Consider the following 25,051-nt stretch of genomic DNA (forward strand, 5'->3'; position numbering starts at 1 on the left):
ACTTCACGTGCGACTGGCCTGTCCGTACCGGTTGGCGGCGTCGAAGACGTCCTGGGCGTACCTTCGGACATCGTTGTACGACAGGATCGCGTTCCACCAGTCACCCGGAATGGTGAGGTTCCGGCCGCCCTTGCACAGGTACATCCCGGCCGCGAGGGCGGCGTCGTGGATGTTGTGCGGGTCCTCACGGCCGTCGTTGTCCGCATCGGCGCCGATCTCCTCCCAGGTGGTCGGGATGAACTGCATCGGCCCGATCGCCCGATCGTAGGTGGTGTCGCGGTCCAGCTCGCCCCGGTCGGTGTCGGCGATCCGCATCCGGTTGCCCTGCCCGTCCAGCGGCAGACCGATGATCTCCGGGACCGCCCGGCCGTCGGCACCGAGTTGGGCGTTGTTGGCCTGTCCGTGGCGGGATTCGACCAGACCGATCGCGGCCAACGTGGTCCAGCTCAGGCCGCAGCTGCGATCGGTCTCGGCGAGCACCAGCTCGGCGTAGCCGTACGCCTGCATGGCGATCGGGTCGATGCCGACCTTGGTGCCCGTGTCGCGGGCCCAGCCGGCCAGGGCGTCGGACGGGCGGCCACCGGCCGGCGCGGCGGTGCCCGGCCCGGTCACGCCCGGCGGAAGGGTCGCGGTGGGTGGCGGGAACTGCCCGGGCGGCGGCACCTGAGCGGTCGGCGGCAGGTCGCTGGGCAGCGCGCCGGGTGCGTCGTCGGTGGCGTCGGCCGCCACCGGACGTGGAGCGCCCAGGGTGGCGGGCACCACCAGCGCGCCGGCCGTGGCGGTCGCGGCGACCAGGACGAGCAGGAAGACCCCGGGCAGGGTCAGCCGGCCGCTCGGCCGGCGCGACCAGGCGCGGGTCGCCCGGGCGGCGGCCCGAGGCCCCGGGAGACGTACGGCGTGCCCGAAGCGCACCCGGCGGCGCCGGGCTGCCGGTGCGCCGGACTCCGGAGTGGACTTCTCGACAGTGGTCTTCGGCGTCGATTCCGCCGCGGCACGATCCGTCCTGTCGGGAGCCGTAGCGCCGCTCGTGGTGCCGGCGGCGTTGTCGATGGCCTCCGCCGGAACCGGTTCGGTGGTGGGTGGCTCCGGTGCCGCGTCGGCGGCCGGCCTGCCGGAACTCAGCCAGGGTCGACGGGGCCGGGGCAGCCTGGTTGCCGGCCCGTCCGGGCCGGCGCCGGAGTCGGCGCGCGGCGTGGCCGGTCGCAGGGGCCGCAGGGTGGTGCGCTCTTCGCCGTCTGCCACCCGTCGAGTATCACCCATGTCCCCGCCGACGTCAGGTCCGGTCGTAGGCTGACGGCATGCCCCGGTACGAGTTCCGTTGTCGCGCCTGCGGCGCCACCTTCGAGGTCAACCGTCCGATGGCGCGGGCCGGTGAGCCGGCGCCCTGCCCGCAGGGGCACGGCGACACGGTGAAACTGCTCTCCACGGTCGCGATCACCGGTCGCGGTGGCAGCGGGTCCGGTGCCTCGTCCGCGCCCGCCGGTGGTGGCTGCTGCGGTGGCGGCTGCGGCTGCTGATCACGCCGGCACGATTGGCCGAAGGGTGGTACGGGTGGCTGCCGGCCTTGCCCGGACGCCGGGTCCGATGGCACCTTGGGTCGGAGTCTCGGCCGGCCGTTCTCACGATGCGTGATGATCTGGTGTCGGGAAGTATGGTGCCGAGACCAGGGGGGAGGTGCCACGCATGCCGCCACGGATCCACCTCCCGACCGGCTGGGTGACGTTCGTCTTCACCGACATCGAGGGCTCCACCCGGTTGGCCCAGCTGCTCGGGTCCGGCTACCGGCCGGTGCTGGCCGAGCACCGGCGGCTGCTGCGCCGGACGATCGCGGCGACCGAGGGCGCTGAACTGCTGACCGAGGGCGACTCGTTCTTCCTGGCCTTCGATGACGCGGGCGCGGCGTTGACCGCCTGTCTGACCGCGCAGCGGGCGCTCGGTGAGCACGACTGGCCGACGCCGGAGGCGGCCCCCCGGGTCCGGATGGGACTGCACACCGGTTGGGCGGAGCCACGCGACGGCGAGTACGCCAGCCCCGAGGTGCACCGGGCGGCCCGCGTCGCCGCCGCCGCGCACGGCGGGCAGATCCTCTGCTCCGGTGCCACCGCCCGCCGGGCCCGGCCACTGCCGGCCGGCGCCTCCCTGCTCGACCTCGGGCTGCACCGGCTGCGTGGTTTCGATGATCGGGAACGGCTCTTCCAGCTCGTCGCGCCCGGCCTGGAGCGGCAGTTCCCGCGACCGCGTACCGCCGACGCGGTGGCGCACAACCTGCCGATCCAGGTGACCACGTTCGTCGGTCGGCAGACCGAGCGCGCCGAGTTGGGGCGACTCGTGAGCCGGCACCGGTTGGTCACCGTGCTCGGCGCGGGTGGCAGCGGCAAGACGCGGCTGGCCGTGGAGTTCGCCACCGACCTGGTGGACGAGTACCCGGACGGGGTCTGGTTCGTCGACATCGCCGCGGTAACCGACCCCGGACTTGTCGCCTTCGCCGTCGCCGCTGTGCTCGGGCTGCGTCCGGAGCCGGGCCGCCCGATGGTCGACACGCTTGTGGAGTACGCCGCCGGCCGCCGGATGCTGATCGTGCTCGACACCTGCGACGCCCAGCCGGCGGCCTGCGCCGACGCGGTCTCCCGGCTGCTGGCCGGTGGTGGTGGGGTGCGGGTGCTGGCGACCACCCGGGAGCCGCTGGGCTTGCCGGGCGAGGTGGTGTGGCGGATCCCGCCGTTGACCGTCGATCCGGCGCCCGACGGCACCGAGAGCGACGCGGTGGCGCTGCTGTTGGACCGAACGGCGGCGGCGCGGGGCGGGCGCCAGCCCGATCCGTCCGAGTCGGCCGACGTACGACGGGTGGTGCGGCGACTCGACGGTCTGCCGCTCGCCATCGAGTTGGCCGCGGCCCGGCTGCGGGTGCTCTCGGTGGGTCAGCTCGCTGAGCGACTCGACGACGTGCTCGGCACGCTCGACGCTGGCCGCGAGGATCCGCTACCGCCGCCGACCGATCGGGGCAACACCGGTAACCAGCGGGACACCGTCGACCTGGCCGCAGCGGCCACCGGCGTCAGTCGCTCGACCCCGGCCAGCCGGGCGGCAGTCCGCTCGGCGGCCGAACGGCACCTGACCATGCAGGCGACCGTGACGTGGTCGTACCGGACGCTTGGGCCACGCGCCACGCGACTGCTGCGCTGGCTGGCGGTCTTCGCCGGCCCGGTCGACCTGCCGACGGTGGAGTGGCTGCTCGACGACGACCCGCTCGACCCGCTGTCGGTGCTTATCGACAAGTCGCTGGTGCTTGCGGAACCGCACGTGGCCGGCTGCACCTACCGGATGCTCGACCCCATCCGGGCGTACGCGGCGCGGCGGCTCGCCGAGGCCGGGGAGGAGCAGGCCGCCCGCGACCGGCACGTGGCCTGGTCGGCGCACGCCCTCAAGCGGGCTCACCTCGGCCCGGACGGGCAGCCGGTGACGCTGTCGCTGTACGCGCTTGATCCACTCGCCGGTGAGCTGCGCGCCGCGCTGCGTTGGTGTGCCACGGGTGGGAGTGCCCGGGCCGGCCTGCGGCTGGCCGGCGGGCTGGACCAGTGGTGGCGTGAGCGCGGACTGGCCCGGGAGGGGCGGCTCTGGCTGTTCCGGCTGTACGGCCGACTGGCCGAGACCGGCGAGGTGGTCCCGGAGGACGAACTGGCGGCGGCCTACCACATGCATTCCCTGCACGCCGGTGGCGACGGTGAGTTCGGCGAGGAACTGCGCTACTCGCAGCGGGCCGAGGCGGCGGCCCGTCAGGCCGGCGATGCCGGTCTGCTGGCCCGGGTGCTCGCCGGCCGCGCCGCCCCGCTTGTCGACATGGGACAGTTCGCCGAGGCGGAGCGGGTCTGTCGGGAGGTCATCGACTGGGCGCAGGACCAGGGGGTCGAGTCGGAGGCGCTGTTCGCCGTGCTCCGGTTGGCCGAGCTGCTGTGGCGGCGGGGCGCGCTGGACGAGGCGGCGGAACTGCTCGGTGCGGCCCGGCCGGTGGAGGCGGCCCGACCGCGCGACCGGGGGCGTCGCTCGGTGGACATGCTGCTCGGCATGGTCGCGCTGGCTCGGGGCGACCTGGTGGCCGCGCACGAGCACCTGCTGGTGGCGCTCCGGTCCCGGATGAATCACGGCTTCCACGGACGGGCCTGCGACACGTTGAACGCGGTTGCGGTGCGCTGTGCGCTCGGTGACCAGCCGCTGACCGCGGCGCGGCTCTTCGGTGCCGCTCAGGCGACCCGGGCGGGGCTGCGGTCGACGCCGGGCATCTACGAGGCGTACTGGACGCAGCGGCAGGCCGCGCTGCGGCGGGCGCTTGGCGACGCCGCCTTCGACGAGGCGTACGGCGAGGGCGCCGATCTGGGGTTGGACGAGGCGGTCGCGTTGGCGCTCGGGGTCGAGCATCCAGACCTGGCCGCCGATTCGGGGCGGTTCGCCACCGGCGCAGGTCGCCCCGCCCCGCGTCAGCCCAGCACTGTCGACCGCCACACCGAGCACGCCTGAGACCGTCGGGAACCTCGCGGCAGCTGCGCCTCGCTCGCACCCGGGGTTCCCGACGGTCCCTGACCGACGGACGCCCGGCCGTGGTGGCAGCCGGGCGTCCGCCAAGCGGTCAGGCCCGGGCGCGGCGCTCGGCGTCGGCCTTCATCCGGGCGGCCCGGTCGATGTCGGACTGCTGCACGGCGGCCACCGAACCGAAGATGGCGACCGCCTGGTAGTAGGTCCACGCCAGGCTCAGGCAGGCCGGCCGGACGATGGAGTTGTACGTGGCGCAGGATCGCTTGAGATCCTCGTAGAAGGCACTGTCGAGGCGCGGCTTGTTGGCACCGAACTGGCCGACCGCTTTGTAGTTGCGGTAGCCGAAGTCGTGGCGGGCGCAGGAGAGGCTGAACTTGAATCCGAGCGGGTTGTCCGGACTGGACGAGCAGTAGTCGGTGGACCAGTCGAAGTTGTACTCGGCCCAGGGTGCGCGATTCTGGCGGGCGGAGTACCAGGCGTTGTAGCTGCTGACGCTGGTCTGGGTCCAGCTGGACAGTACCGACAACTTCTGCTGTGGAGTGACGGCCGCCGTGGCGGGAGAGGCCACGGCGAGGGCGGTGAGCAGCGCGAGCAGGGCCGAGGCGAGGGTGGTGGCGAGACGTCTGGGCACGGTCATACCTCCGCGGGGGTGTGCGGCAGAGCACGTTGTTACCGGCGAGTTACCGGGGTTCGACAAGTCTCGATCAATAGCGCGGCCTGCCGGTGTTACCCGCGAGAAATATTGGTGACCGGTGCCGAAACAGACGAATGCCCTGGACACCAGCGGTGTCCAGGGCGCTGGCCGGGCGGCTAGTCGAAGAAGCGGGCCAGGTGGGTGGCGGAGGGGCCGTCGTCGTCCGGTCCCAGCGGGGTCAGGTCAGCGAAGATGGAGGCGCCGTCGCTGCCGGCGTGCAGGGGGTACCAGCGCGGGGTGCCCGGCGGTCGCATGACGCAGATGCCCTTGACGGTCTGCACGTCAAGCAGCCGCACATGGGTCGGGTCGGCGACCGCGTTCACGTGCCCCCACCAGGGGCTCATCACGTGCAGTACGCCTCCTGGGCGGAGTACCCGGTGGCACTCGTCCAGCAGGGGGAGGAAGTCGATCAGGTGTTCCAGGATGTGCACCGCGAACAGCACGTCGACCGAGTCGTCGGCCAGCGGCAGAGAGCCGGACAGGTCGGCGACGGCGTCCACCCCCGGGGCCGGGAAGATGTCGAGCCCGAGATTGCCCGGCCACTGCTTGGTGGCGCCGCAACCCAGGTCGACCACCACCGGGTCGCGTCCGCCGACCCGTACCCGGCACCAGACGCCGAAGACCCCGGCCAGCCGACCGACCTGCTCGCGGACCAGTCGCAGTTGGGCCTGCTCGTCGACCTCGCCGGTCAGGTGGGCGACGCCCCGGTCGAAGCGGACCTCGACACCCAGCGGGCGCAGCCGCTCGTCGTGACGGACCTGGTCCGTCCACGCCTCGGTGAGGAACCCGTCCACCGCCCGCAGTCGCTCGGCGGAGGACGGAGTGTGTGCCAACGCGACCATGCCGGGCCACCTCCGGCCGGCCCGTTACCCGGATAGCTGCCCGGTATGCGCTGGTTGTCCCTGAAATTCGCGCCGGGTCAGCGCGGGATGGGCCGCCGGGGGCGTCCCGCGCGCATCCGCTGCCGCGGCGCGGCAGCCGTCCGAGGCCGCTTCAGGTGATAGCGGTGCAACTCGTTGTTGCCCGGCAGGGACGGGTCCTCGCTCATCGCGACCAACTCCCAGCCCTGGTCGCCGGCCCGGTTGAGATGGGCCAGCGCGGTGTCGCCGTACGGCGTGACGTCGATCATGGAACCGTCCGGGCCGTACCAGGAAAAGATCACCTCGAAGCCGAGGTCGTTGGCGGCGGCCTGGCGGCGCCGCACCAACAGGGCGTACTCCCACCTGAGCATGGGGTCATTGTCGCCCCGCCGCCCGGATTCCGCCGGGATCAGAACTCGGTGATCCGCCCGGCGTCCACCCGCAACCGCCGGTCCAGGCGTACCGCCTCCAGCATCCGCCGGTCGTGGGTCACCAGCAGCAGCGTGCCCGGGAAACTGGCAAGTGCGGATTCCAACTGCTCGATGGCCGGCAGGTCGAGGTGGTTCGTCGGCTCGTCCAGCACCAGCAGGTTGACGCCGCGCCCCTGCAACAGGGCCAACGCGGCCCGGGTCCGTTCGCCGGGGGAGAGCGTCGCGGCCGGGCGCAACACGTGCTGCGCGCGCAGGCCGAACTTGGCCAGCAGCGTACGCGCGTCCGCCGGAGACACGTCCGGCACCGCGGCCCGGAACGCGTCCAGCAACGGCGCGTCACCGAGGAAGAGCCCACGGGCCTGGTCCACCTCGCCGACCACCACGCCCGGCCCGAGCGCGGCCTGGCCGGCGTCCAGCGGCAGCCGGCCGAGCAGGGCGGCCAGCAGGGTCGACTTGCCGGATCCGTTCGCCCCGGTCACCGCCACCCGGTCCGCCCAGTCGATCTGGAGGTTCACCGGGCCGAGGGTGAACTCGCCCCGGCGTACCACGGCATCGCGGAGCGTGGCCACGACGGCGCCGGCGCGCGGCGCGGCGGCGATCTCCATCCGCAGCTCCCACTCCTTGCGCGGCTCCTCCACCACCTCCAGGCGTTCGATCAGCCGCTCGGTCTGCCGGGCCTTCGCCGCCTGCTTCTCGGACGCCTCGGACCGGAACCTGCGGCCGATCTTGTCGTTGTCGGTGGCCTTGCGCCGGGCGTTGCGGACCCCCTTCTCCATCCAGGCCCGCTGGGTACGCGCCCGTGCCTGGAGCCCGGCCCGGGTGTCGGCGTACTCCTCGTAGTCCGCGCGCGCCTGGCGGCGGGCCACCTCCCGCTCCTCCAGGTACGCCGTGTAGCCACCGCCGAAGTGGTTCACCTGCTGCTGGTGCAGGTCCAACTCCAGCACCGAGGTCACCGTGCGGGCCAGGAACTCCCGGTCGTGGCTGACCAGCACCGTGCCGGCGCGCAACCCGGTGACGAAGTTCTCCAGCCGGTCCAGCCCGGCCAGGTCGAGATCGTTCGTCGGCTCGTCGAGCAGGAACACGTCGTACCGGCTGAGCAGCAGCGACGCCAGGCCGGCGCGGGCGGCCTGGCCGCCGGAGAGGCTTGTCATCTCCTGGTCGAGATCGACGGCGAGGCCCAGTTCGGCGGCCACCTCCTCGGCCCGCTCGTCCAGGTCGGCCCCGCCCAGCCCGAGCCAGCTCTCCAACGCGGCGGCGTACCCGTCGTCCGCACCCGGTGCGCCGGCGGTCAGCGCCTCCGTCGCCGCGTCGAGAGCGGACTGCGCCCGGGTCACGCCGGTGCGGCGGGCCAGGAACGCCCGCACCGTCTCCCCGGGCCGGCGCTCCGGCTCCTGAGGCAGGTGCCCGACGCTCGCGCCGGGCGGGCTCACCGCGACACTGCCGGCCTCGACCGGCAACAGACCGGCGAGCGTACGCAGCAGTGTCGACTTGCCGGCCCCGTTGGCACCGACCAGGCCGACCACGTCGCCGGGCGCGACCACGAGGTCCAGACCGGTGAAGAGAGTCCGCTCCCCATGCCCGGCGGCGAGGTCCTTGGCGATCAGCGTGGCGCTCACAAGCAGCCGAGCCTACCCGTCGCCGCGCGGCCGACCCCCGGGACGAGGCAGACTCACGTGCGTGTTGACCACACTGGCGATCGACTGCGGGGGCGGCGGGATCAAGGCGTCCGTCCTCGACGGCGCGGGCACCATGCGGGCCCAGCCGATGCGGGTGCCGACGCCGTACCCGCTGCCGCCGGACCTGTTCGTCCGGACGCTCGTGGAACTCGGCGGGCGGTTGCCGGCGGCCGGTCGGGTGACGGTGGGGATGCCGGGCATGATCCGGCACGGCGTGGTGGTGGCCACCCCGCACTACGTCACCCGGTCGGGCCCGCGCAGCCGGGTCGACCCGGCACTGCTCGCCGAGTGGTCCGGGTTCGACGCCCGCAGCGCACTCTCGGCCGCGTTCGGCCTGCCGGCGCTGGTGCTCAACGACGCCGAGGTGCACGGTGCCGGGGTGGTCGCCGGCACCGGCTGCGAACTGGTGCTGACCCTCGGCACCGGGCTGGGCAGCGCCCTCTTCGACGGTGGGGTGCTCGCCCCGCACCTCGAACTGTCCCACGCCCCGGTCCGCTGGGGCACGACGTACGACACGTACGTCGGTGAGCCCGAGCGCCGCCGGCTGGGCGACGCGTTCTGGTCCCGGCGGATCCGCCAGGTGGTGGAGGGCCTGCGCCCGGTGTTCCGTTGGGACCGGCTCTACCTGGGCGGCGGCAACTCGCGGCGGATCCGCCCCGAGCAGCTCACCCGGATGGGTGACGACGTGGTGGTGGTGCCCAACAGCGCCGGCATCGTCGGTGGCGTCCGCGCCTGGGATCTCGCCACCGTGTAGGAGGGTCTCTCGGGCAGGGAAAGCCGCCGGGAACAGTCGCGGTACGGCCGGTGTTGTGCCAGCGTCGGAGCAGTGGTGCGAGACGGAGGGGGTGGCGGCATGGATCTGCTGGCCGAGTACCGGCGGGCGACCCTGTTCTTCGAGGCGGGCGACCCCAGCGGTGCGGCCCGGCTGCTCGAACCGATCATCGAGGCGGAGCCGGACAACGCTGCCGTCCGACAGTTGCTGGCCCGCGCCTACTTCCAGTCGGCTCAGCTCAGCCGGGCCGAGGAGCAGCTGCGGGAGCTGGTCGACCGTAACCCGAGCGACCACTACGCCCACCACGTGCTGGGTCGGACGCTGGAGCGGCTGAACCGCTACCCCGACGCGCTGCGTCACCTGCGCATCGCGGCGGCCATGTATGCGTCCAACGACGACTACACCGCCGCCCTGCGCCGGGTCGAGACCCGGGTCGGCAGCGGTCGCTGACTCCGGACACGTGTCGAGAGGGCAGCCCGAGTGGCTGCCCTCTCGACGTGTGCGGGGTCCAGCAGCCGGCCGTGCCCACGATGGCCTGGCCGGCGCCCGGGGTGCCTACGATGGCCGGATGGGAGCCGACCGGGCGGTGGACGTGGCATGAAGCTGAAGCTGGACCTGCACGACATCTTCAACAAGGGCCACGACATCGACCGGGCACTGCGCGGGATCATGGACGAGGCGGTGGCCAAGAAGGCCACCCTCGTCGAGATCATCCCGGGCAAGGGCTCCGGCCAGCTCAAGAAGCGGGTGCTGCGCTTCCTCGACCAGAAGGACGTCAAGCAGCTCTACCACCGGGTCGAGAAGGACTCCAAGAACTTCGGCCGCCTCTTCGTCCACTTCCGCTGGAAGTAGCCGCACCTCCCTCTCTCCCTCCCTCCCATCTCGTCGATCTTGCACTTTTGGTCACCCTTATGGTTGCTACGTCCCGTTTTGTAGGGACGGAAAGTGCAAGATCGCGGGGCGCGGATCAGAGGGGGTAGGTGCGGGCTACGGCGAGCATCTCGGAGCTGTGGGAGCCGGCGACGCCGACGTCCGGTGGGCGGGGGCGGAAGCCGGGCAGCGCGTCGAGGCCGTCGCTGGCGTCCATCGCGCGCAGCGCGATCTGGTCCGCCTTCGGCGTGACGGTGAGCGTGACCTCGATCCCCTCGGGCGGTGGGGCGTGGAAGACCACCCCGAACCCCCAGCGGCCGTCGCGGGTCTCCACCGGGACCGGGCGGCCGGCAACTTCGACCCGTCGCACTTCGGCGGTGGTCGTGTCGACGTGCAGGGTGGTCAGGCGTACCTGGCGCTGTGGGGTGAGGCGCAGGGTGAGTGTGCGCTCACCGGCGGTGGTGGTGTCGGCCAGCATGTCCAGTCGGGGCGGGGGCAGGTCGGCGGGCTGTGCCGGGCCGCCGAGGAGTTCGTCGCCGCCGATGCCGGGGAACTCGTCGGCGACCTCGACCGGGCCGTCCACGTACTCGTCGGTCCAGGGCTGCGGCTTGCTCTCGTGGCTGAGCCAGCGGGCCTGGCCGGTGCCGGCGTCCAGCGCGTACATCAGGTGGGTGGGCGCGGGGTGCGCGGCGTCGAACCGGTCGACGGCGATGCCGGTCCCGGCGAGGACCACGGTCGCCAGCGCGGCGGCCCCGGCCGGCAGGGCGCCGAGTCGGCGGGCCCGCAGCGCCACCATGCCCCGCTGGCCGCCGGCCTGCGGGTGCAGCAGGTCGATCACGGGTAGCGCGGCGAGACCGAGCAGCACCGCGAAGAGCGCCGCGACACCGCCCATCGCCATGCCGAGCGCCGGAAAGAGCAGCACCACGGTGGGGAGCAGCAGGATCACCGCGACCGCGGCGGCGACGGTCACCGCGATCACCGGAACCGGACCGTCGATGCGAGTGGTGAGCGCCACGAGCCCGCCGATCGCCCCGGCCAGGGCGGGCAGGGTCGCCAGATATGCCCCACCGGGGGCCAGGAACGCCAGCAGCACGCCGAACAGCGCCAGCCAGCCGAGCCCGCCGAACGCCAGCGCGGCCGGGCCGACCCGGCGTCGGCTCAGCGCGTACCAGGCGAACACGACGGCGGCGGCCAGCGACAGTACGGCCAGCCGGTACCAGGTCGGCCGGTACGGATCGAGCAGCTCGGCGTAGCCCGGTCGGAGGGCGGCGATCGCCGCCCACAGGAGCTGGGCGCCCACCGGTGCCACCACTATCGGCACCAGGGCCAGCCCGAAGCCGGCGGCGAGCCGACCGGTGGTGACCCGATCCCGGCGCCGGGCCAGCCAGCCGAGCGTGACCACGCCGGCCAGCGCCAGCAGCGCCAACGGCAGCACCAGCCAGCCGGGGTAGCGGGCGAGACCGCCGGGGACGGGGAAGTAGGTGGCGTCGTGGCCGGCACGCAGGTCGGCAAGATCGATCCGACCGAACTCCCGGGCCAGGCCGAGGGTGTTGTCGCCGTGGTGCTGGAGGCTGGCCCGGTCCATCGACGCCGGGGTGTCCAGCGGAGTGTGGTAGATCGCACCCCCGTCCAGGTACGCCGAGTTCAGCCCGAGGAACCCCTCGTCGAGGAAGGCGGTGAAGTCGGTGTCGTTGGGCAGCGCGCGGTACACCTCCACCGCGAACGAGGTGCCCACCGGGTGCGGTGCGGCCCGGCCGAAGATCTCGACCAGGCGAGCGTTCTCCGGTGACGTCTCGAACATGATCACCGGCCCGGTGCGGCCCCGTGCCTCCAGGTTGAGCACCACCCCCTTGCCGGTGGCCAGCGGGTGCTCGGAGGCGAACGCCGAGGCTCCGCAGAGGCACGCCTCCTCGGCGTCGGTGAGGACGAGGACGACGTCGTTGCGGGGCGCCGGGCCGTCGGTCAGCGCGCGGGCCACCTCCAGGATCGTCGCCACCCCGGCGGCGTCGTCGTTGCCGCCCGGCCCGGTCTGCACCGCGTCGTAGTGCGCGACCAGGAACACGGTGCCGGTGGGGTCGGTGCCGGGCAGCCGCGCCACCACGTTGCGGACCCGGGCCAGGGTGGCGCCGCCCGCCGCGCCGCTGAGCTGCCCGGCCTCCTCGGCGACGGTGTCCTGCACCTGCGTCTGGAGCCCGAGGTCACGCAGGACGCCTTCCAGGTAGCCGCGGACCTCGTCGTTGGCCGGGCTGCCCGCGACGTGCGGCCGCCCGGCGACCTGCGTCACGTGCGGGTACGCCCGTGCCGCGCTGAACTCGCCGGCCGGCGTGTCGGCCGGCCGGGGCGCCGGAGGACGCAGGTCGAGCAGGGCGCTCGCGCCGACGGCGACGAGCGCGACGAGTGCCGCCAGCGCGGCGAGTGCACGTCGACGTGGCCGGGCGAGGGCGCGGTCGGCGGCGGGGCTGGGGTGTTCGCCCACGGTGGCTCCTTGCGAGGGGTGGTCCTGGGGTGGACATCATCCTCCATGCCACCTGAGGGTGCTCCGTCGTGTTGTGTGCGAACGTTGTCTAATACAGGATCAGCAGGGCACTCGGAAGGAGCCCGACATCACCAGCGATCTTCCGCCAGTCGCGGCGGTGACCCGGCCGGCCCGGGGGCCCGGGATGACCGGTCCCTCCGTCGTGTCGTGGCCGTACCCGCAGGGCGGGCTGGGGGGCAACCCGAACCTGCCCCCCGGAGAGCGGCTGCGGGTGCTGCTGGTCGAGGACGACGAGGGTGACGCCTTCCTGGTCGGCGAGTTGCTGGCCGAGACGAACTCCGGGATCGACCTGCTGGTGGCGACCAGCCTGAGCGAGGCTCGCCGGCGGATCGCGGGTGTCGACTGCGTCCTGCTCGACCTGGGTCTGCCCGACGCGCAAGGGCTGGACGGGCTGCGGCAGGTGCTGGAGATGTCCGGCAGCGCGGCCGTCTGTGTGCTGACCGGTCGCACCGACGAGCACCTGGGCATCGTGGCGGTTGCCGAGGGGGCACAGGACTACCTGGTCAAGGGTCAGGTGGACGGGATCCTACTGACCCGGGCGCTGCGCTACGCGGTGGAGCGCAAGCGAGCCGACGAGAACGCCCGGCGGCTGCGTGAGGTGGAGCTGCGCCAGGCCGAGTCGGCCCGGTTGGAACGCGGCCTGCTGCCCCAGCCGCTGATGTCGACCGACCAGATCGCGGTACACACCTTCTACCGGCCCGGCCGGCACGCCGCCCTGATCGGCGGGGACTTCTACGACGTGGTGCAGACCCGCCCCGACCGGGTCGATCTGATCATCGGCGACGTCTGCGGTCACGGCGTGGACGAGGCGGCACTCGGCGTCGAACTGCGGGTGGCCTGGCGGGCGCTGATTCTCGCCGGGGTGCCGGACGACGAGGTGCTCCCCGCGCTGGAACAGGTGCTGATGAGTGAGCGCCGGCTGCAGGAGATCTTCGCGACCGTGGCGACGGCCCGGCTGGACCTCAACGCCGGCCGGGCGACGGTGCGGCTGGCCGGCCATCCGCCACCGGTGCTGCTCGCCGAGGGCCGGGTGACTCCGGTGCCGGCACCGGGTGGTCTGCTGCTCGGCGTACGGCCGCGCCGGCCGGTCGCGTTCGACCTGAAGTTCGACACCGAGGACTGGTCTCTGCTGATGTACACCGATGGTCTGATCGAGGGCCGGGTCGGCGCTGGCGACGAACGCCTCGACGTCCCCGGCCTGACCCGCCTGCTGGCCGAGCCGGCCAGCCGGGCGGTTCCGCTGTCCGACCTGCCGGCTTGGCTGGTCGGTCGGGCGGAGCAGCTCAACGACGGTCCGTTCGCCGACGACGTGGCGATGCTGCTTGTCACGCGGGGTGGTGGCCGGTGACCACCACGGGTGCCGGCTGGAGCCTGCGCGGCCGGCTGGCCGTGCTCGTCGTGGTCGTCGGGTTGCTGTTGATCGGAGTGGCCGCCGCAGAGGCAGTGGTCGCCACCCGTAACCGGGCACACATCGACGCGGTGCTCAACCAGACCGGTCCGCTGCGGGCCCAGTCCCAGGAACTGCTCGCGGTCCTGGTCGACCAGGAGACCGCGATCCGCGGGTACGCGCTGACCGGCGAGCGGGAGGACCTCGTTCCGTTCGACACCGGCCGAGAGCGCGAGCAGGAACTGAGCGCCTCGATGGATCGGCTGTTGGCCGGCTACCCGGAGCTGCACGACGAGTTCGGCACGGTGCGGCAGCGGGCGGAGCAGTGGCGGCAGGCGGTCGCGCTGCCGGTCATCGGAGCCATCGAGACCGGCGGAACTGTCGCCGGCCAGCAGCTGCTCACCGATCGGTCGCGGCAGCAGTTCGACCAGATCCGGATCGCCGTCGACGTGCTGCAGAACGGAATCCTCGAGGTCCGCGACGAGGCCGCCGCGGACGTACGCAGTACCAGCAACCTGCTGGTACTGCTGCTGGTCATCGCGGCGCTCGTGGTGCTCGTCGCCGGGGTGGTGCTGCTCACCTCGCTGGAGCGGATGGTGATCCGTCCGCTGACCAGCCTGGCCGGGCAGGTCCGGGAGGTCGCGGTCGGCGACTACGGCCACGGCATCACCGGCACCGGTCCGCCGGAGTTCCAGCGTCTCGGCGAGGACGTGGACGCCATGCGGCAGAAGATCGCCGCCGACCTGGCCGAGGTGCGGGAGGCACGGGAGCGGATCGAGTGGGTCAACACCCAGTTGCAGAAGCAGGCCGAGGAGCTGACCCGGTCCAACCGTGACCTGGAACAGTTCGCCTACGTCGCCTCGCACGACCTGCAGGAGCCGCTGCGCAAGGTGGCGAGCTTCTGCCAGCTGCTCCAGCGGCGCTACGCCGGCAAGCTCGACGAGCGGGCCGACCAGTACATCGCCTTCGCGGTGGACGGCGCGCAGCGGATGCAGCGGCTGATCAACGACCTGCTGGCGTTCTCCCGGATCGGCCGGCTCACCACCGGCTTCACCGATGTCGACCTGAACCGCCTGATGGCGGAGGTGGCGGCACAGACCGAGCCGGCCCGGCAGTACGCCGACGCCGAGCTGACCTGGGGCGAGCTGCCGGTGATCCGCGGTGAGGAGCCGCTGTTGACCAATCTGCTGGTCAACCTGGTCAGCAACTCGGTGAAGTTCCGTCGGGCGGACGTTCCGCCGAAGGTGCACGTCTCGGCGCGGTTGATCGGCGAGGATTGGGAGATCACCTGCCAGGACAACGGCATCGGGATCGAGCCGGAGTTCGCCGACAAGATCTTCGTCATCTTCCAGCGGCTGCACGCCAAGGACGCGTACCCGGGTACCGGGATCGGGTTGGCGATCGTCAAGAAGATCGTGGAGTACCACGGTGGCCGGGTCTGGGTGGACACCGACGTGCCCGAGGGGACGGCGATCCGTTTCACCCTGCCCGCGCTGCCCGCCGATGTCGAGGCTGCCGAGAGCACCACCGGCGCGGACGGGACCGCTGCGGGCCTGGACGCGGCGGACGGATCCGAGCCGGCGGAAGCCGGGGCGGACGCGGCACCGGGCCGGGCCGATGACGCCGTCCGGGCAGGTGACGGTACCGTCGGCGCCGAGGCCGGCGGCGGATCGCAACGCCCCTCGGCCGTCGCCGGTTCGTCACAGGCCGGCGGTGGGACAGGTGGCATGAAGGAGGCGGTGGGATGACCGCGCCGGCGGACGGCAACAGCCCGATCGAGGTGCTCCTGGTCGAGGACGACCCGGGCGACGTGTTGATGACCCAGGAAGCGTTCGAGGAGCACAAGCTGCGCAACCGGCTCAACGTCGTCTCCGACGGTGCCGAGGCGCTGGCCTACCTGCGACGCGAGGGCCAGTACGCGGACGCGGAGCTGCCGGACCTGATCCTGCTCGACCTGAACCTGCCCCGTCGGGACGGCCGGGAGGTGCTGGAGGAGATCAAGAAGGACGAGCAGCTCCGCCGGATCCCGGTGGTGGTGTTGACCACCTCCCAGGCCGACGAGGACATTCTGCGCAGCTACCAGCTGCACGCGAACGCATACGTGACAAAGCCGGTCGACTTCGAGCAGTTCATCTCGGTGGTTCGGCAGATCGACGAGTTCTTCGTCAGCGTGGTGAAGCTGCCGCCGCGTGGCTGACACCCTGCTCGACGACGTCGCCGGGCTGTTGCGGGAGACCGCCGACCGCGTCGTGCTGCCCCTGTTCCGCCATCTCGACGTCGCCGACGTGAGCGAGAAGGCCCCGGGTGAGCTGGTCACGGTCGCCGACCGCCGGGCCGAGGAAATGATCAGTGCCGGGTTGCTCCGGCTGCGCCCCGGTTCGGTGGTGGTGGGCGAGGAGGCGGTGGCCGACGATCCCGATCTGCTGCGTCACCTTCGGGCCTCGGGAGACGTATGGCTTGTCGACCCGGTCGACGGCACCGCGAACTTCGCGGCGGGTCGCCGTCCGTTCGCCTTGATGGTCTCGCTGCTCACCGACGGTCAGCAGGTGGCCGCGTGGGTGTTCGACCCGCTCGCCGACGCGCTGGCGACCGCCCGCACCGGCGAGGGCACGTACCTGGATGGCCAGCCGTTGCAGCTGCCCGACGGGGCGCCACCCATGGGTGAGCTGCGCGGCACCGCGATGACGAAGTTCCTGCCGGGGCCATCCCGACGCACGGTGGAGGCGGGTAGTGCGCGGCTCGGGGAGCTGCTGCCGGGGCAGCACTGCGCCGGTCGCGAGTATCTCGACGTGCTCACCGGGCAGCAGCAGTTCGTGTTGTTCTGGCGGACCCTGCCCTGGGACCACGGCCCGGGCACCTTGCTGGTGCAGGCCGCAGGCGGCGTGGCCCGCCGACTCGACGGCACCGACTACCACCCCGCCGACACGGAACACGGCCTACTGGTAGCCGTCAACGCCGAGGTCTGGACCGAAGTCCACACCACCCTCCTCCCCACCTGACCCCCCTTTCCCTCGTTGATCATGAGGTTGGCGGCAGCTTCAGAGATCGAACTTGCCGCTAACCTCATGATCAACGCGGCGAATGGGTGCGGAGGGTGAGGGAGTGGGTGCGCTGGGGTGAGGGTTGGTGGGGGGTGGGGGTTGGTGGGGTGGTTGATGGGGCTGGTTCCGGTATCCTGACCGGCGGCCTTCCGCCAGCAGGCCGCCGACCGGCGCCGGCGGAGGCCGCCGCCGCGCAGTGGTGCTCTTCGGGGGCCGGCGGCCGACGAAAGGATGCTTTCGTGCGCAGGTCCATGTCCGTCCGGCGGAACGTTCGCCGGCCGCTGATCGCCCTGCTCGCCGGCGTGGCGCTGCTGCTCGGCGTGGGTGCCGTGCCGGCGTACGCCGAGCCCAACGAGGGTGGCAGCAAGAAGCTGCGGGACGCCCTGGAGGCCACCGCCAAGGCGCACATCGACGCCAAGCGCAAGCTGGACGGCTCCAAGAAGCGGCAGAAGCAGATGGCCAAGGAGCTGTCCGAGATGGAGGGCCGGCTGGACGAGCTGACCGCCATGGTCGGTGAGGTGGCCGCGCAGTCGTACCGGGTCGGGCGGCTCAGCCCGGCAGCCGTACTGCTGGACAGCGCGACCCCGGAGGCGTTCGTGCAGCGGGCCGCCAACCTCGACATGATGGCCCAGCGGGACGGCCGGCGGATCCGGGAGCTGACCGAGGCGCGTGAGCAGGCCCGGCAGGCCAAGTTGGCGATAAACGCCGAGGTGCGCGAGCAGACCAAGCAGCTGGCCGTGATGGCGAAGAAGAAGAAGGAGGCCGAGGCGGCCCTGGCCGCGGTCAGCTCGGGCAGCGGGGGTGGGTTCAGCGGCGGCAGTTCCACCTCGGCGAAGCCGGCGCCCCGCAACTCCGACGGTTCCTGGCCCGGCGAGTCGTGCTCGGTGAACGACCCGACCACCTCGGGCTGCATCACGCCACGCACCCTGCACGCGCTGAAGCAGACCCAGGCGGCCGGATACAAGCGGCACGTCTCCTGCTACCGCAGCGGCGGCTCGGGCGAGCACCCCAAGGGGCGGGCCTGCGACTTCTCCGCCGCCACGAACGGCTTCGAGGACCGCACGGCCACCGGTGGCGACAAGTCGTACGGCGACAGCCTGGCCGCCTGGCACGTCCGCAACGCCGACCGGCTCGGCGTGCTCTACGTCATCTGGTACCGCCAGATCTGGCACCCGGGCACCGGCTGGCGGGCGTACAGCGGTAGCGGCAGCCCGGCCGCCGACCACACGAACCACGTTCATCTCTCGATGTACTGACCCGCCGGGCCGGGGCCGCTGCGTACCATCGCCACGATGAACTCTCCATCGCCTGACGTGGCGGCCCCGTCCGCGCCATCCTCACCGGTGGTGCCCCGGGCCCTGCCCAACGGGCTCGCCGCGTTCCTGGTCTTCTACTCCAGTGGTGCCGTGCTGGTCCTGGAGACCGCCGCGTTGCGCCTGGTCGGGCCGTACGTCGGGGTCACCCTCCAGGTGACCAGTTCGGTCATCGGCATCGCGCTGGCGGCGATCGCGTACGGGGCGTGGGCGGGCGGCTGGCTGGCGGACCGGCGCAACCCGCGTACGCTGCTGGCCCCGGCGCTGGTGCTCTCCGGCATCGCCACCGCGATCACCCTGCCGGCGGTGCGGTACGCCGGTGAGGTGCTGCGCGGCGGTGCGGCCAGCGCCGTGCTGCTGCTGGTCGCGGTCGCCGTCTTCGCACCCGCAATGCTGCTCTCGGCGGTCAGCCCCCTGGTGATCAAGCTTCAACTCGCCGACCTGCGCCGCACCGGCCAGGTCGTCGGCCGGCTCTCCGGCATCGGCACGCTCGGTGCCGTCACGGCCACCCTGGTCACCGGCTTCGTGCTGGTGGCCGCCCTGCCCAGCACGGTGATCCTGTTCGGGTTGGCCGCCTCCCTCGGCATCACCGGCATCGCGCTCGGGGTGTACCTGCACCGAGAGGACCGGGCGGCACTGCCCGGACCGGCCCGGGTAAAGGCCGCCCTGGCGGTGCTCGGCCTGGCCGGAGCCGGGCTGACGATGGTCGCCCCCAACCCCTGCGATGTCGAGACGGCTTACCACTGTGCCCGCGTACAGGCCGATCCGGGTCGGTCCAGCGGACGGACGCTGCTGCTCAACTCGGCCCAGCACTCGTACGTGGATCTCGCTGACCCGACCCACCTGGAGTACGCGTACACCCGCTGGATCGGGGCGGTGGCCGACGTGCTCGCCCCGTCGGGCCAGCAACTCGACGCACTGCACCTGGGTGGCGGTGGGTTCACCGTGCCGCGTTACCTGACCGCCACCCGGCCCGGCACCGACAATCTGGTGTTCGAGATCGACGGCGGGCTCGTCGAGCTGGGGGAGCGGCGGCTCGGCGTACGCCAGGGGCCGGATCTGCGGGCGGTGGTGGGCGACGCCCGGATGCTGGTCGCCGACGAGGCGACCGACAGCCGCGACTTCGTGGTGGGTGACGCCTTCGGACACCTGGTGGTGCCCTGGCACCTGGCGACCCGGGAGATGGCCGCCGAGATCCGCCGGGTGACCCGCCCAGGTGGCGTGTACGTGCAGAACGTCATCGACTACCCGCCGCTGCGGTTCATCCGTAGCGAGGTGGCCACCGTCGCCGCCGAGTTCGCGCACGTCGCCCTGATCGCTCCGCCGGAAGCGCTGGCCGGTGAGCGGGGTGCCAACTTCCTGATCGTCGCCTCCGACACACCGCTGCCGCTGGCCGCGGTACGGGCCCGTCTCGACGACGCCAACGAACCGGCGAGCCTGCTCAGCGGCGGTGAGCTGACGGACTTCGTCGGCGACGCGCTGGTGCTCACCGACGACTACGCCCCGGTGGACCAACTGCTCGCCACCGCCTGATCGGGTGACATCCGTGACCGAATCAGACCAGAAAGGTGTAGGCGGCCGCACGTCGGGCAACAACGCCAACCATGGGTGGTGCGGTGAGCAGGGGAGCGCAACTGCTCGGTGAGCGGTACCGGCTCATCGAGCAGCTCGGCGCGGGCGGCATGTCGGTGGTCTGGCGCGGCTACGACGAGGTGCTCGGCCGGCAGGTGGCGGTCAAGGTGCTCGCGTCCCGGCTGGCCAGCGACCGGGCGTTCCGGCACCGGATCCGGATCGAGGCCCAGGCCGCCGCCCGGCTCTGCCACCCCAACATCACGAACGTGTACGACTACGGCGAGTCCGTTCAGGTCGGGTTGACCGTGCCGTACGTGGTGATGGAGTTGATCGACGGCGGTCCGCTGACCGCGCGGTTGGCCCGCGACCGACGCCTGCCGTGGCGGGAGGCGGTGACGGTGGCCGCCGAGGTCTCCTCCGCACTTGCCACCGCGCACGCCCGGGGTGTGGTGCACCGCGACGTCACCCCCGGCAACGTGATGCTCACCGCGACCGGCGTGAAGGTGGTCGACTTCGGCATCTCCGCGCTGGTCGGCGAGAGCGAGAAGGGGCCCGACGGCAACCTGCTCGGCACCCCGGCGTACCTCGCTCCGGAACGGCTCGACAACGGCCAGGTCAGCCCGGCCACCGACGTGTACGCGGTCGGGCTGCTGCTGTACCGGATGCTCACCGGCCGGCTGCCGTGGCAGGCCGACACCACCACCCAGATGCTGCGCGCCCACATGTACCGCGAGCCGGAGCCGATGCCCGACGTGCCGGGCCTGCCCGACGGCGTCGCCGACCTCGTTCACCGTTGCCTGGCGAAGCGACCGGCGGACCGGCCGGCCACCGCCGAGCTGTCCCGGGTCCTCGCCGGGGCGGCCGGCAAGGTGCCGACGGTGCCGGTGGGTGCCGGCACCGGCGACGCTGGCCCTGCGTCGCTGGCCGACGCCGGTACCACGATCCTGCCTTGGTCCGCGGCGACCGACGCGCTGCCGCTGGCCGGCCCGCGTACCCGTCGCCGGCTGAACCGTCGGCGCCGGATCGAGGCGGTGACGGCCGCCGCCGGACTGATGGCCGTCACGGCGGCGGTCTGGGGCGTCACGTCGCACAGCTCCGCCAGCGGCGGCATCGACCAACCGACCCAGGCCCGCATCGGCGGCGAACAGAAGATCCCCTGCCAGGTCACGTACGCCCTCCGCAAGGACTCCGGCAAGGACTTCACCGCGGAGCTGAGCCTGACCAACACCGGGGATCGCGAGCTGCGCGACTGGACCATGAGCTTCGCGTTCCCCGGCGAGCAGCAGGTGACCGCCGCGACCCCGGTGCCGGTACGGCAGCAGGGCCGGTCGGTGGCGGTGCAGCCGGTCCCGCAGCGGCCCGCCCTGGCACCGGGTGCCACGGAGAAGCTGAACCTGACCGGGCGATACACCGGGACGAACCCGCTACCGGTGGAGTTCCGGCTCGGCACGGCGGTCTGCGGGGTCCAGGTCTCCGGCGTGGCGGGCACCGCGCCCAGCACCAAGCCGGCACCCACCCGGTCGGCTCCGGCGAAGACGGTGAAGGCATCGGCCGGCAAGGCCGGTTCTGGCGACAGCAAACCCAAGACCAAGAAGCCCAAGGCCGAGAAGGCCAAGCCGGACGACGGCAAGGCGAAGGGCAAGGGCGGGGGAAAGCCGCAGCCGGCCAAGCCCGGCAAGGGCCCCGGCCGGTGAGCCGACCGGTCAGGACAGCGTGGCGAAACGCTGAACCTGTTCGATGGTCCCCTCAACGATGAGAATCGTGTCATCGACGAGTTGCATCTCGTCCGAGACGTACCGGTACCGCTGCTCGCCGGACCGCTTGATGCCGATCACCCGTACGCCGTAGCGTTTCAGCAGTTGGATCTCGCTGGTCGGGCGACCCGCGAGCGACCGGGGAACGCGGACCCGCGCCACTGCGAAGGCCTCGTCGAACTCCACGAAGTCGAGCGTCCGGCTGATGATCAGATGGGCGAGTCGCTCGCCGGTCTCCGCCTCGGGGAAGAGCACGCGGTGCGCCCCGACCGAGGAGAGGATCTTCGCGTGCTGCCCCGACGTCGCCCGGGCCCAGATCTGCGGGATGCCCAACTCCACCAGGGCGAGCACGGTGAGCACGCTGGCCTCGACGGAGGCGCCGATGGCCACCACCACCCGTTGCACGTCGGTCAGGCCGATTTGGCGCAGGGCCTCCTCGTCGGTGGTGTCGGCCTGCGTCACCTGATCGAGCATCGACGACCACTTCTGCACCTGCTGGGCGTCCCGGTCGATGGCCAGCACCTCGCGGCCGAGGGCGGCGAGCGACTCGGCCAGATGGCTGCCGAACCGGCCGAGGCCGATCACGGCGATGCCGCCCGCGTCCGATCTTCTATCCGACAATTGGTTGCTCCTCTGGGTATCGGTAGAGCCGGCGTCGGGTGTTCAGCGCGATCGCCGAGCCGAAGGTGAGCGGCCCGACCCGGCCGACGTACATGAGCACGGTCAGCACCAACTGACCACCGTCCGACAGGGACGGCAGGACGCCCACCGAGAGTCCGGTGGTGCTGAACGCCGACGTGACCTCGAACAGCGCGGCGTAGAACGGAAGCTTGTCGGTCATCGCGATCAGCGCGGCGGTCCCGGCGGCCACGATCGCGACGCTGAGCAGCGCGACGGTGAGGGCCTGCCGCTGGCTGGCGGTGGCGATCCGGCGGTGCCCGACCGTGACGTCCGGCTCGCCGCGGACCTCCGCCCAGATGACGAAGGCGAGCAGGAAGAAGGTGGAGACCTTGATACCACCGGCCGTGCTGGCGCTGCCGCCACCGATGAACATCAAGCCGGTCAGCAGGGGGTAGCTCTCCTCCCGCAGCACCTCGGTCGGCACCACTTCGAAGCCGCCGGTGCGGGCCAGCGCGATCTGCGCGAACGCGGCGACCACCTTGCCGGGCACGTCGTACTGGCCGACCGTCCACGGGTTGGCCCACTCGGCGGCCAGGAACGCGACCGCACCGAAGGCGACGAGCGCCGCGCTGCCCCAGATGGTCAGCTTGGTGGCGACCGCCCAGCGGGCCGGCTGCCGCCATTCCCGGATCGCCTCGAACATGGCCGGGAACCCGAGCCCGCCGATGATCGCGCCGAGGGCCAACGGCAGGCTGACCCACGGGTCGCGGGAGAAGGCCAGCAACCCGTCACGGTAGAGCGAGAATCCGCAGTTGTTGAACGCCTGGATGGAGTGGAACGCACCGGACCAGAGGGCCTCCGACAAGGGTTGGTCGTAGGCCAGCCAGAGCCGCCCGGTGACGATGACGGTCATCGCCAGCTCGCAGGCGAAGACCGTGGTGGCGATGCGCAGCAGCAGCCGGCGCACGTCGCCGAGCCCGTACTCCGCGGTCTCGGCCTGCAACAGCAGCCGGTTGTGCAGCCCCAGCCGCCGGGACACGGTGAGGATCACGAGTGCGGCACCGGTCAGGATGCCGAGCCCGCCCAGCTGGGTGAGCACGGTGATGAGCACCAGCCCGGAGCCGGACCAGTAGTTGGGGGTGTCGGTGACGGTCAGGCCGGTGACCGAGATGGCCGAGGTGGCGGTGAACAGCGCGGTCATGAAGGGGGCGTGCTGGTACTCGATGGTCATCGGGCGCAGCATCAGCAGGCCGGTGCCGATCAGGATCGCCACCAGGAAGACCAGCGGCACGAGCCGCACCGGGTGACGAAGAAACCGACGCACCAGACAATCTTCCGATTCCGTCCGAGGTTCCGGGCCGGAACCGACATCCCGAATCCCGTGTCGCCGGCTCTGCCTTGCTCTGCTTCAACGGACGCAACGGCGGAGGATTCACCGGATGGTCAGGCGCGGACCAACTGCCGGTCAGCCCGGGCAGGTCTGCTGAGGCGGTCCCCCGACGAGTCAAGGAGACCGCGTTGCGACGTACCCTTTCCGCCCTCGGTGTGTCGGTGACCCTGCTCGCCGCCGCCGTGGCCACGCCCATGGTCGCCACGGCGAAGCCGGCCGCCGGCCCGGACCCGGCCCGCGTCGGTGACCAGCCCATCGTCATCGGCCACCGGGGCGCCAGCGGCTACCGGCCGGAGCACACCCTGGAGGCGTACCGGCTGGCGATCCGGATGGGTGCCGACTACATCGAACCGGATCTCGTCGCGACGGCCGACGGCGTGCTCGTCGCGCGGCACGAGAACGAGATCAGCGGTACGACCGACGTGGCGGCCAGGACGGAGTTCGCCGACCGTCGGACCACGAAGACCATCGACGGGGTGTCGGTGACCGGCTGGTTCACCGAGGACTTCACCCTCGCCGAACTGCGGACGCTGCGGGCCAAGGAGCGGCTGCCCCAGGTGCGGGTGACGAACACCGCGTTCGACGGCCAGTTCCAGGTGCCCACCTTCCAAGAGGTGATCGACCTGGCCCGGGTCGAGGGCCGGGCGCGCGGCCGGGTGATCGGTGTCTACCCGGAGACCAAGCACCCGACGTACTTCGCCTCGATCGGCCTGCCGCTGGAGGAGCCGCTCGTCGAGGTGTTGCGCCGGAACAGGATGACCAAGCGTCACGCTCCGGTGATCATCCAGTCGTTCGAGACGGCGAACCTGCGGCGGCTGGACCGAATGATCGACGTCAAGTTGGCCCAGTTGCTCAACGCCGCCGGCCAGCCCTACGACTTCACCCTGGCCGGCGACGGCCGCACGTACCGCGACCTGGCGACCCCCGCCGGCCTGCGCTGGATCTCCCGCTACGCCGACGGCGTCGGAGTGCACAAGGACCTGATCGTGCCGCGGAACTCCGCCGGTGGCCTGCTCACCCCGACCACCCTGGTCAGGGACGCGCACCGGGAGAAGCTGATCGTGCACGCCTGGACCTTCCGAGCCGAGAACCAGTTCCTCCCGGCCGACTTCCGGATCGGCACCGACCCGAACGCCCGCGGCGACATCCAGTCCGAGTACGAGCTGTTCTACCGCCTCGGCCTCGACGGCGTCTTCACCGACCACCCCGACACCGCAGTCGCCGCCCGCGCCGCCCTACCCCGCCCCTGACCCCGACCGTCACACCCCACACCCGCACCGATCGACCCGCCGTCCACCCCGGCCGGCGGGCCACCCCACCTCCACCCCCGCCCCACCCCGCCCCCGGTCTAACCTGCAACTTCGGGGATACTGCTGCCTCGGGCGCTGGCGACCCTGCAACTTCGGGGATGTTGCTGCCTGCTCCGGCGACCACCACCGTTCCCGGGGTGCCGATGTCGGTGGCGAGTCTGTATCCGTCGTTGCACCTCAACCTCGCTGAGTGCTACCGCGAACGGAGATCTCGAACGGGCCCGCGAGCATCTTCACCATGCGCAGGCGGGAATCGGCTGTTGTCATCCGAGCAGGCGAGCGCTGCCGCAGACCTAC

20 protein-coding genes and 1 pseudogene are annotated in these 25,051 nt (G+C 72.1%); 13 read left to right on the forward strand and 8 right to left on the reverse strand.

The window, feature by feature from the left end:
- Positions 1 to 3: 3 nt before the first annotated feature.
- The gene (locus KBX00_RS21600; RefSeq protein ID WP_210829731.1) at positions 4 to 1,242 is read right to left on the reverse strand and encodes a lytic murein transglycosylase; all 1,239 of its coding nucleotides are present in this window, start codon (positions 1,240 to 1,242) and stop codon (positions 4 to 6) included.
- 56 nt (positions 1,243 to 1,298) lie between these two features.
- Between KBX00_RS21600 and KBX00_RS21605 the strand changes: the two genes are divergently transcribed.
- Positions 1,299 to 1,517 (forward strand): zinc ribbon domain-containing protein, encoded by a 219-nt coding sequence (locus KBX00_RS21605; RefSeq protein ID WP_210829733.1) that lies wholly within the window; start codon positions 1,299 to 1,301, stop codon positions 1,515 to 1,517.
- A gap of 166 nt (positions 1,518 to 1,683) precedes the next feature.
- Positions 1,684 to 4,512, forward strand: a complete 2,829-nt coding sequence (locus KBX00_RS21610) for an adenylate/guanylate cyclase domain-containing protein (protein WP_210829735.1) — start codon at positions 1,684 to 1,686, stop codon at positions 4,510 to 4,512.
- A 109-nt stretch (positions 4,513 to 4,621) separates the two neighbouring features.
- Here KBX00_RS21610 and KBX00_RS21615 read toward each other — a convergent pair whose 3' ends face one another.
- The 4 genes and pseudogenes from KBX00_RS21615 to KBX00_RS21630 all read right to left on the reverse strand — a co-directional run bounded on the left by KBX00_RS21615 (position 4,622) and on the right by KBX00_RS21630 (position 8,128).
- Positions 4,622 to 5,158, reverse strand: a complete 537-nt coding sequence (locus KBX00_RS21615) for a phospholipase (RefSeq protein WP_210829737.1) — start codon at positions 5,156 to 5,158, stop codon at positions 4,622 to 4,624.
- Between the two features lie 179 nt (positions 5,159 to 5,337).
- Positions 5,338 to 6,063, reverse strand: a complete 726-nt coding sequence (locus tag KBX00_RS21620; RefSeq protein ID WP_210829739.1) for a methyltransferase domain-containing protein — start codon at positions 6,061 to 6,063, stop codon at positions 5,338 to 5,340.
- A 137-nt stretch (positions 6,064 to 6,200) separates the two neighbouring features.
- Positions 6,201 to 6,452 (reverse strand): annotated as a pseudogene (locus KBX00_RS21625) (hypothetical protein); the annotation flags it as partial.
- Positions 6,453 to 6,490: 38 nt separating this feature from the next.
- On the reverse strand, positions 6,491 to 8,128 hold the full coding sequence (locus KBX00_RS21630; RefSeq protein WP_210829743.1) for an ABC-F family ATP-binding cassette domain-containing protein: 1,638 nt from the start codon (positions 8,126 to 8,128) through the stop codon (positions 6,491 to 6,493).
- A gap of 61 nt (positions 8,129 to 8,189) precedes the next feature.
- Here KBX00_RS21630 and KBX00_RS21635 point away from each other — a divergent pair, with 61 nt between their 5' ends.
- From KBX00_RS21635 to KBX00_RS21645, 3 genes are all read left to right on the forward strand, one after another.
- Entirely contained in the window at positions 8,190 to 8,942 is a 753-nt protein-coding gene (locus tag KBX00_RS21635; RefSeq protein WP_093403500.1) for an ROK family protein, read from the forward strand.
- A gap of 99 nt (positions 8,943 to 9,041) precedes the next feature.
- The gene (locus KBX00_RS21640; protein ID WP_210829745.1) at positions 9,042 to 9,410 is read left to right on the forward strand and encodes a M48 family metallopeptidase; all 369 of its coding nucleotides are present in this window, start codon (positions 9,042 to 9,044) and stop codon (positions 9,408 to 9,410) included.
- A 147-nt stretch (positions 9,411 to 9,557) separates the two neighbouring features.
- Positions 9,558 to 9,812 (forward strand): Smr/MutS family protein, encoded by a 255-nt coding sequence (locus tag KBX00_RS21645; RefSeq protein ID WP_013736060.1) that lies wholly within the window; start codon positions 9,558 to 9,560, stop codon positions 9,810 to 9,812.
- A gap of 115 nt (positions 9,813 to 9,927) precedes the next feature.
- Here KBX00_RS21645 and KBX00_RS21650 read toward each other — a convergent pair whose 3' ends face one another.
- On the reverse strand, positions 9,928 to 12,306 hold the full coding sequence (locus tag KBX00_RS21650; protein WP_210829747.1) for a M28 family peptidase: 2,379 nt from the start codon (positions 12,304 to 12,306) through the stop codon (positions 9,928 to 9,930).
- 157 nt (positions 12,307 to 12,463) lie between these two features.
- Between KBX00_RS21650 and KBX00_RS21655 the strand changes: the two genes are divergently transcribed.
- The 7 genes from KBX00_RS21655 to KBX00_RS21685 all read left to right on the forward strand — a co-directional run bounded on the left by KBX00_RS21655 (position 12,464) and on the right by KBX00_RS21685 (position 21,373).
- Entirely contained in the window at positions 12,464 to 13,714 is a 1,251-nt protein-coding gene (locus KBX00_RS21655; RefSeq protein ID WP_210829749.1) for a PP2C family protein-serine/threonine phosphatase, read from the forward strand.
- Positions 13,711 to 15,501 (forward strand): ATP-binding protein, encoded by a 1,791-nt coding sequence (locus tag KBX00_RS21660; RefSeq protein ID WP_210829751.1) that lies wholly within the window; start codon positions 13,711 to 13,713, stop codon positions 15,499 to 15,501. Before KBX00_RS21655 ends, KBX00_RS21660 begins: the two co-directional genes overlap by 4 nt.
- Entirely contained in the window at positions 15,498 to 15,950 is a 453-nt protein-coding gene (locus KBX00_RS21665; RefSeq protein ID WP_210829757.1) for a response regulator, read from the forward strand. Before KBX00_RS21660 ends, KBX00_RS21665 begins: the two co-directional genes overlap by 4 nt.
- On the forward strand, positions 15,943 to 16,752 hold the full coding sequence (locus tag KBX00_RS21670; protein WP_210829759.1) for an inositol monophosphatase family protein: 810 nt from the start codon (positions 15,943 to 15,945) through the stop codon (positions 16,750 to 16,752). Before KBX00_RS21665 ends, KBX00_RS21670 begins: the two co-directional genes overlap by 8 nt.
- Before the next feature lie 293 nt (positions 16,753 to 17,045).
- Positions 17,046 to 18,050, forward strand: a complete 1,005-nt coding sequence (locus KBX00_RS21675) for a hypothetical protein (protein WP_210829835.1) — start codon at positions 17,046 to 17,048, stop codon at positions 18,048 to 18,050.
- A 36-nt stretch (positions 18,051 to 18,086) separates the two neighbouring features.
- Positions 18,087 to 19,640, forward strand: a complete 1,554-nt coding sequence (locus tag KBX00_RS21680) for a fused MFS/spermidine synthase (protein ID WP_210829761.1) — start codon at positions 18,087 to 18,089, stop codon at positions 19,638 to 19,640.
- Positions 19,641 to 19,711: 71 nt separating this feature from the next.
- A complete protein-coding gene (locus KBX00_RS21685) occupies positions 19,712 to 21,373 on the forward strand; it encodes a serine/threonine-protein kinase (protein ID WP_210829763.1) in 1,662 nt (553 codons plus the stop codon).
- A gap of 9 nt (positions 21,374 to 21,382) precedes the next feature.
- On the opposite strand, the gene KBX00_RS21690 is transcribed toward KBX00_RS21685, so the two are convergent.
- Together KBX00_RS21690 and KBX00_RS21695 are read right to left on the reverse strand one after the other, a co-directional pair.
- Positions 21,383 to 22,054: a TrkA family potassium uptake protein gene (locus tag KBX00_RS21690; protein WP_210829765.1), complete on the reverse strand. Its 672-nt coding sequence runs from the start codon at positions 22,052 to 22,054 to the stop codon at positions 21,383 to 21,385.
- Entirely contained in the window at positions 22,044 to 23,378 is a 1,335-nt protein-coding gene (locus tag KBX00_RS21695; RefSeq protein WP_210829767.1) for a TrkH family potassium uptake protein, read from the reverse strand. Before KBX00_RS21695 ends, KBX00_RS21690 begins: the two co-directional genes overlap by 11 nt.
- Positions 23,379 to 23,572: 194 nt before the next feature.
- On the opposite strand from KBX00_RS21695, the gene KBX00_RS21700 reads away from it, so the two are divergent.
- Positions 23,573 to 24,694 carry a glycerophosphodiester phosphodiesterase gene (locus KBX00_RS21700; RefSeq protein ID WP_210829769.1) on the forward strand — a complete coding sequence of 374 codons (1,122 nt, stop codon included), beginning with the start codon at positions 23,573 to 23,575 and terminating at the stop codon, positions 24,692 to 24,694.
- Positions 24,695 to 25,051 lie beyond the last annotated feature (357 nt).

It is taken from the genome of Micromonospora sp. C95, assembly GCF_018070465.1.
Classification (GTDB): Bacteria; Actinomycetota; Actinomycetes; order Mycobacteriales; family Micromonosporaceae; genus Micromonospora.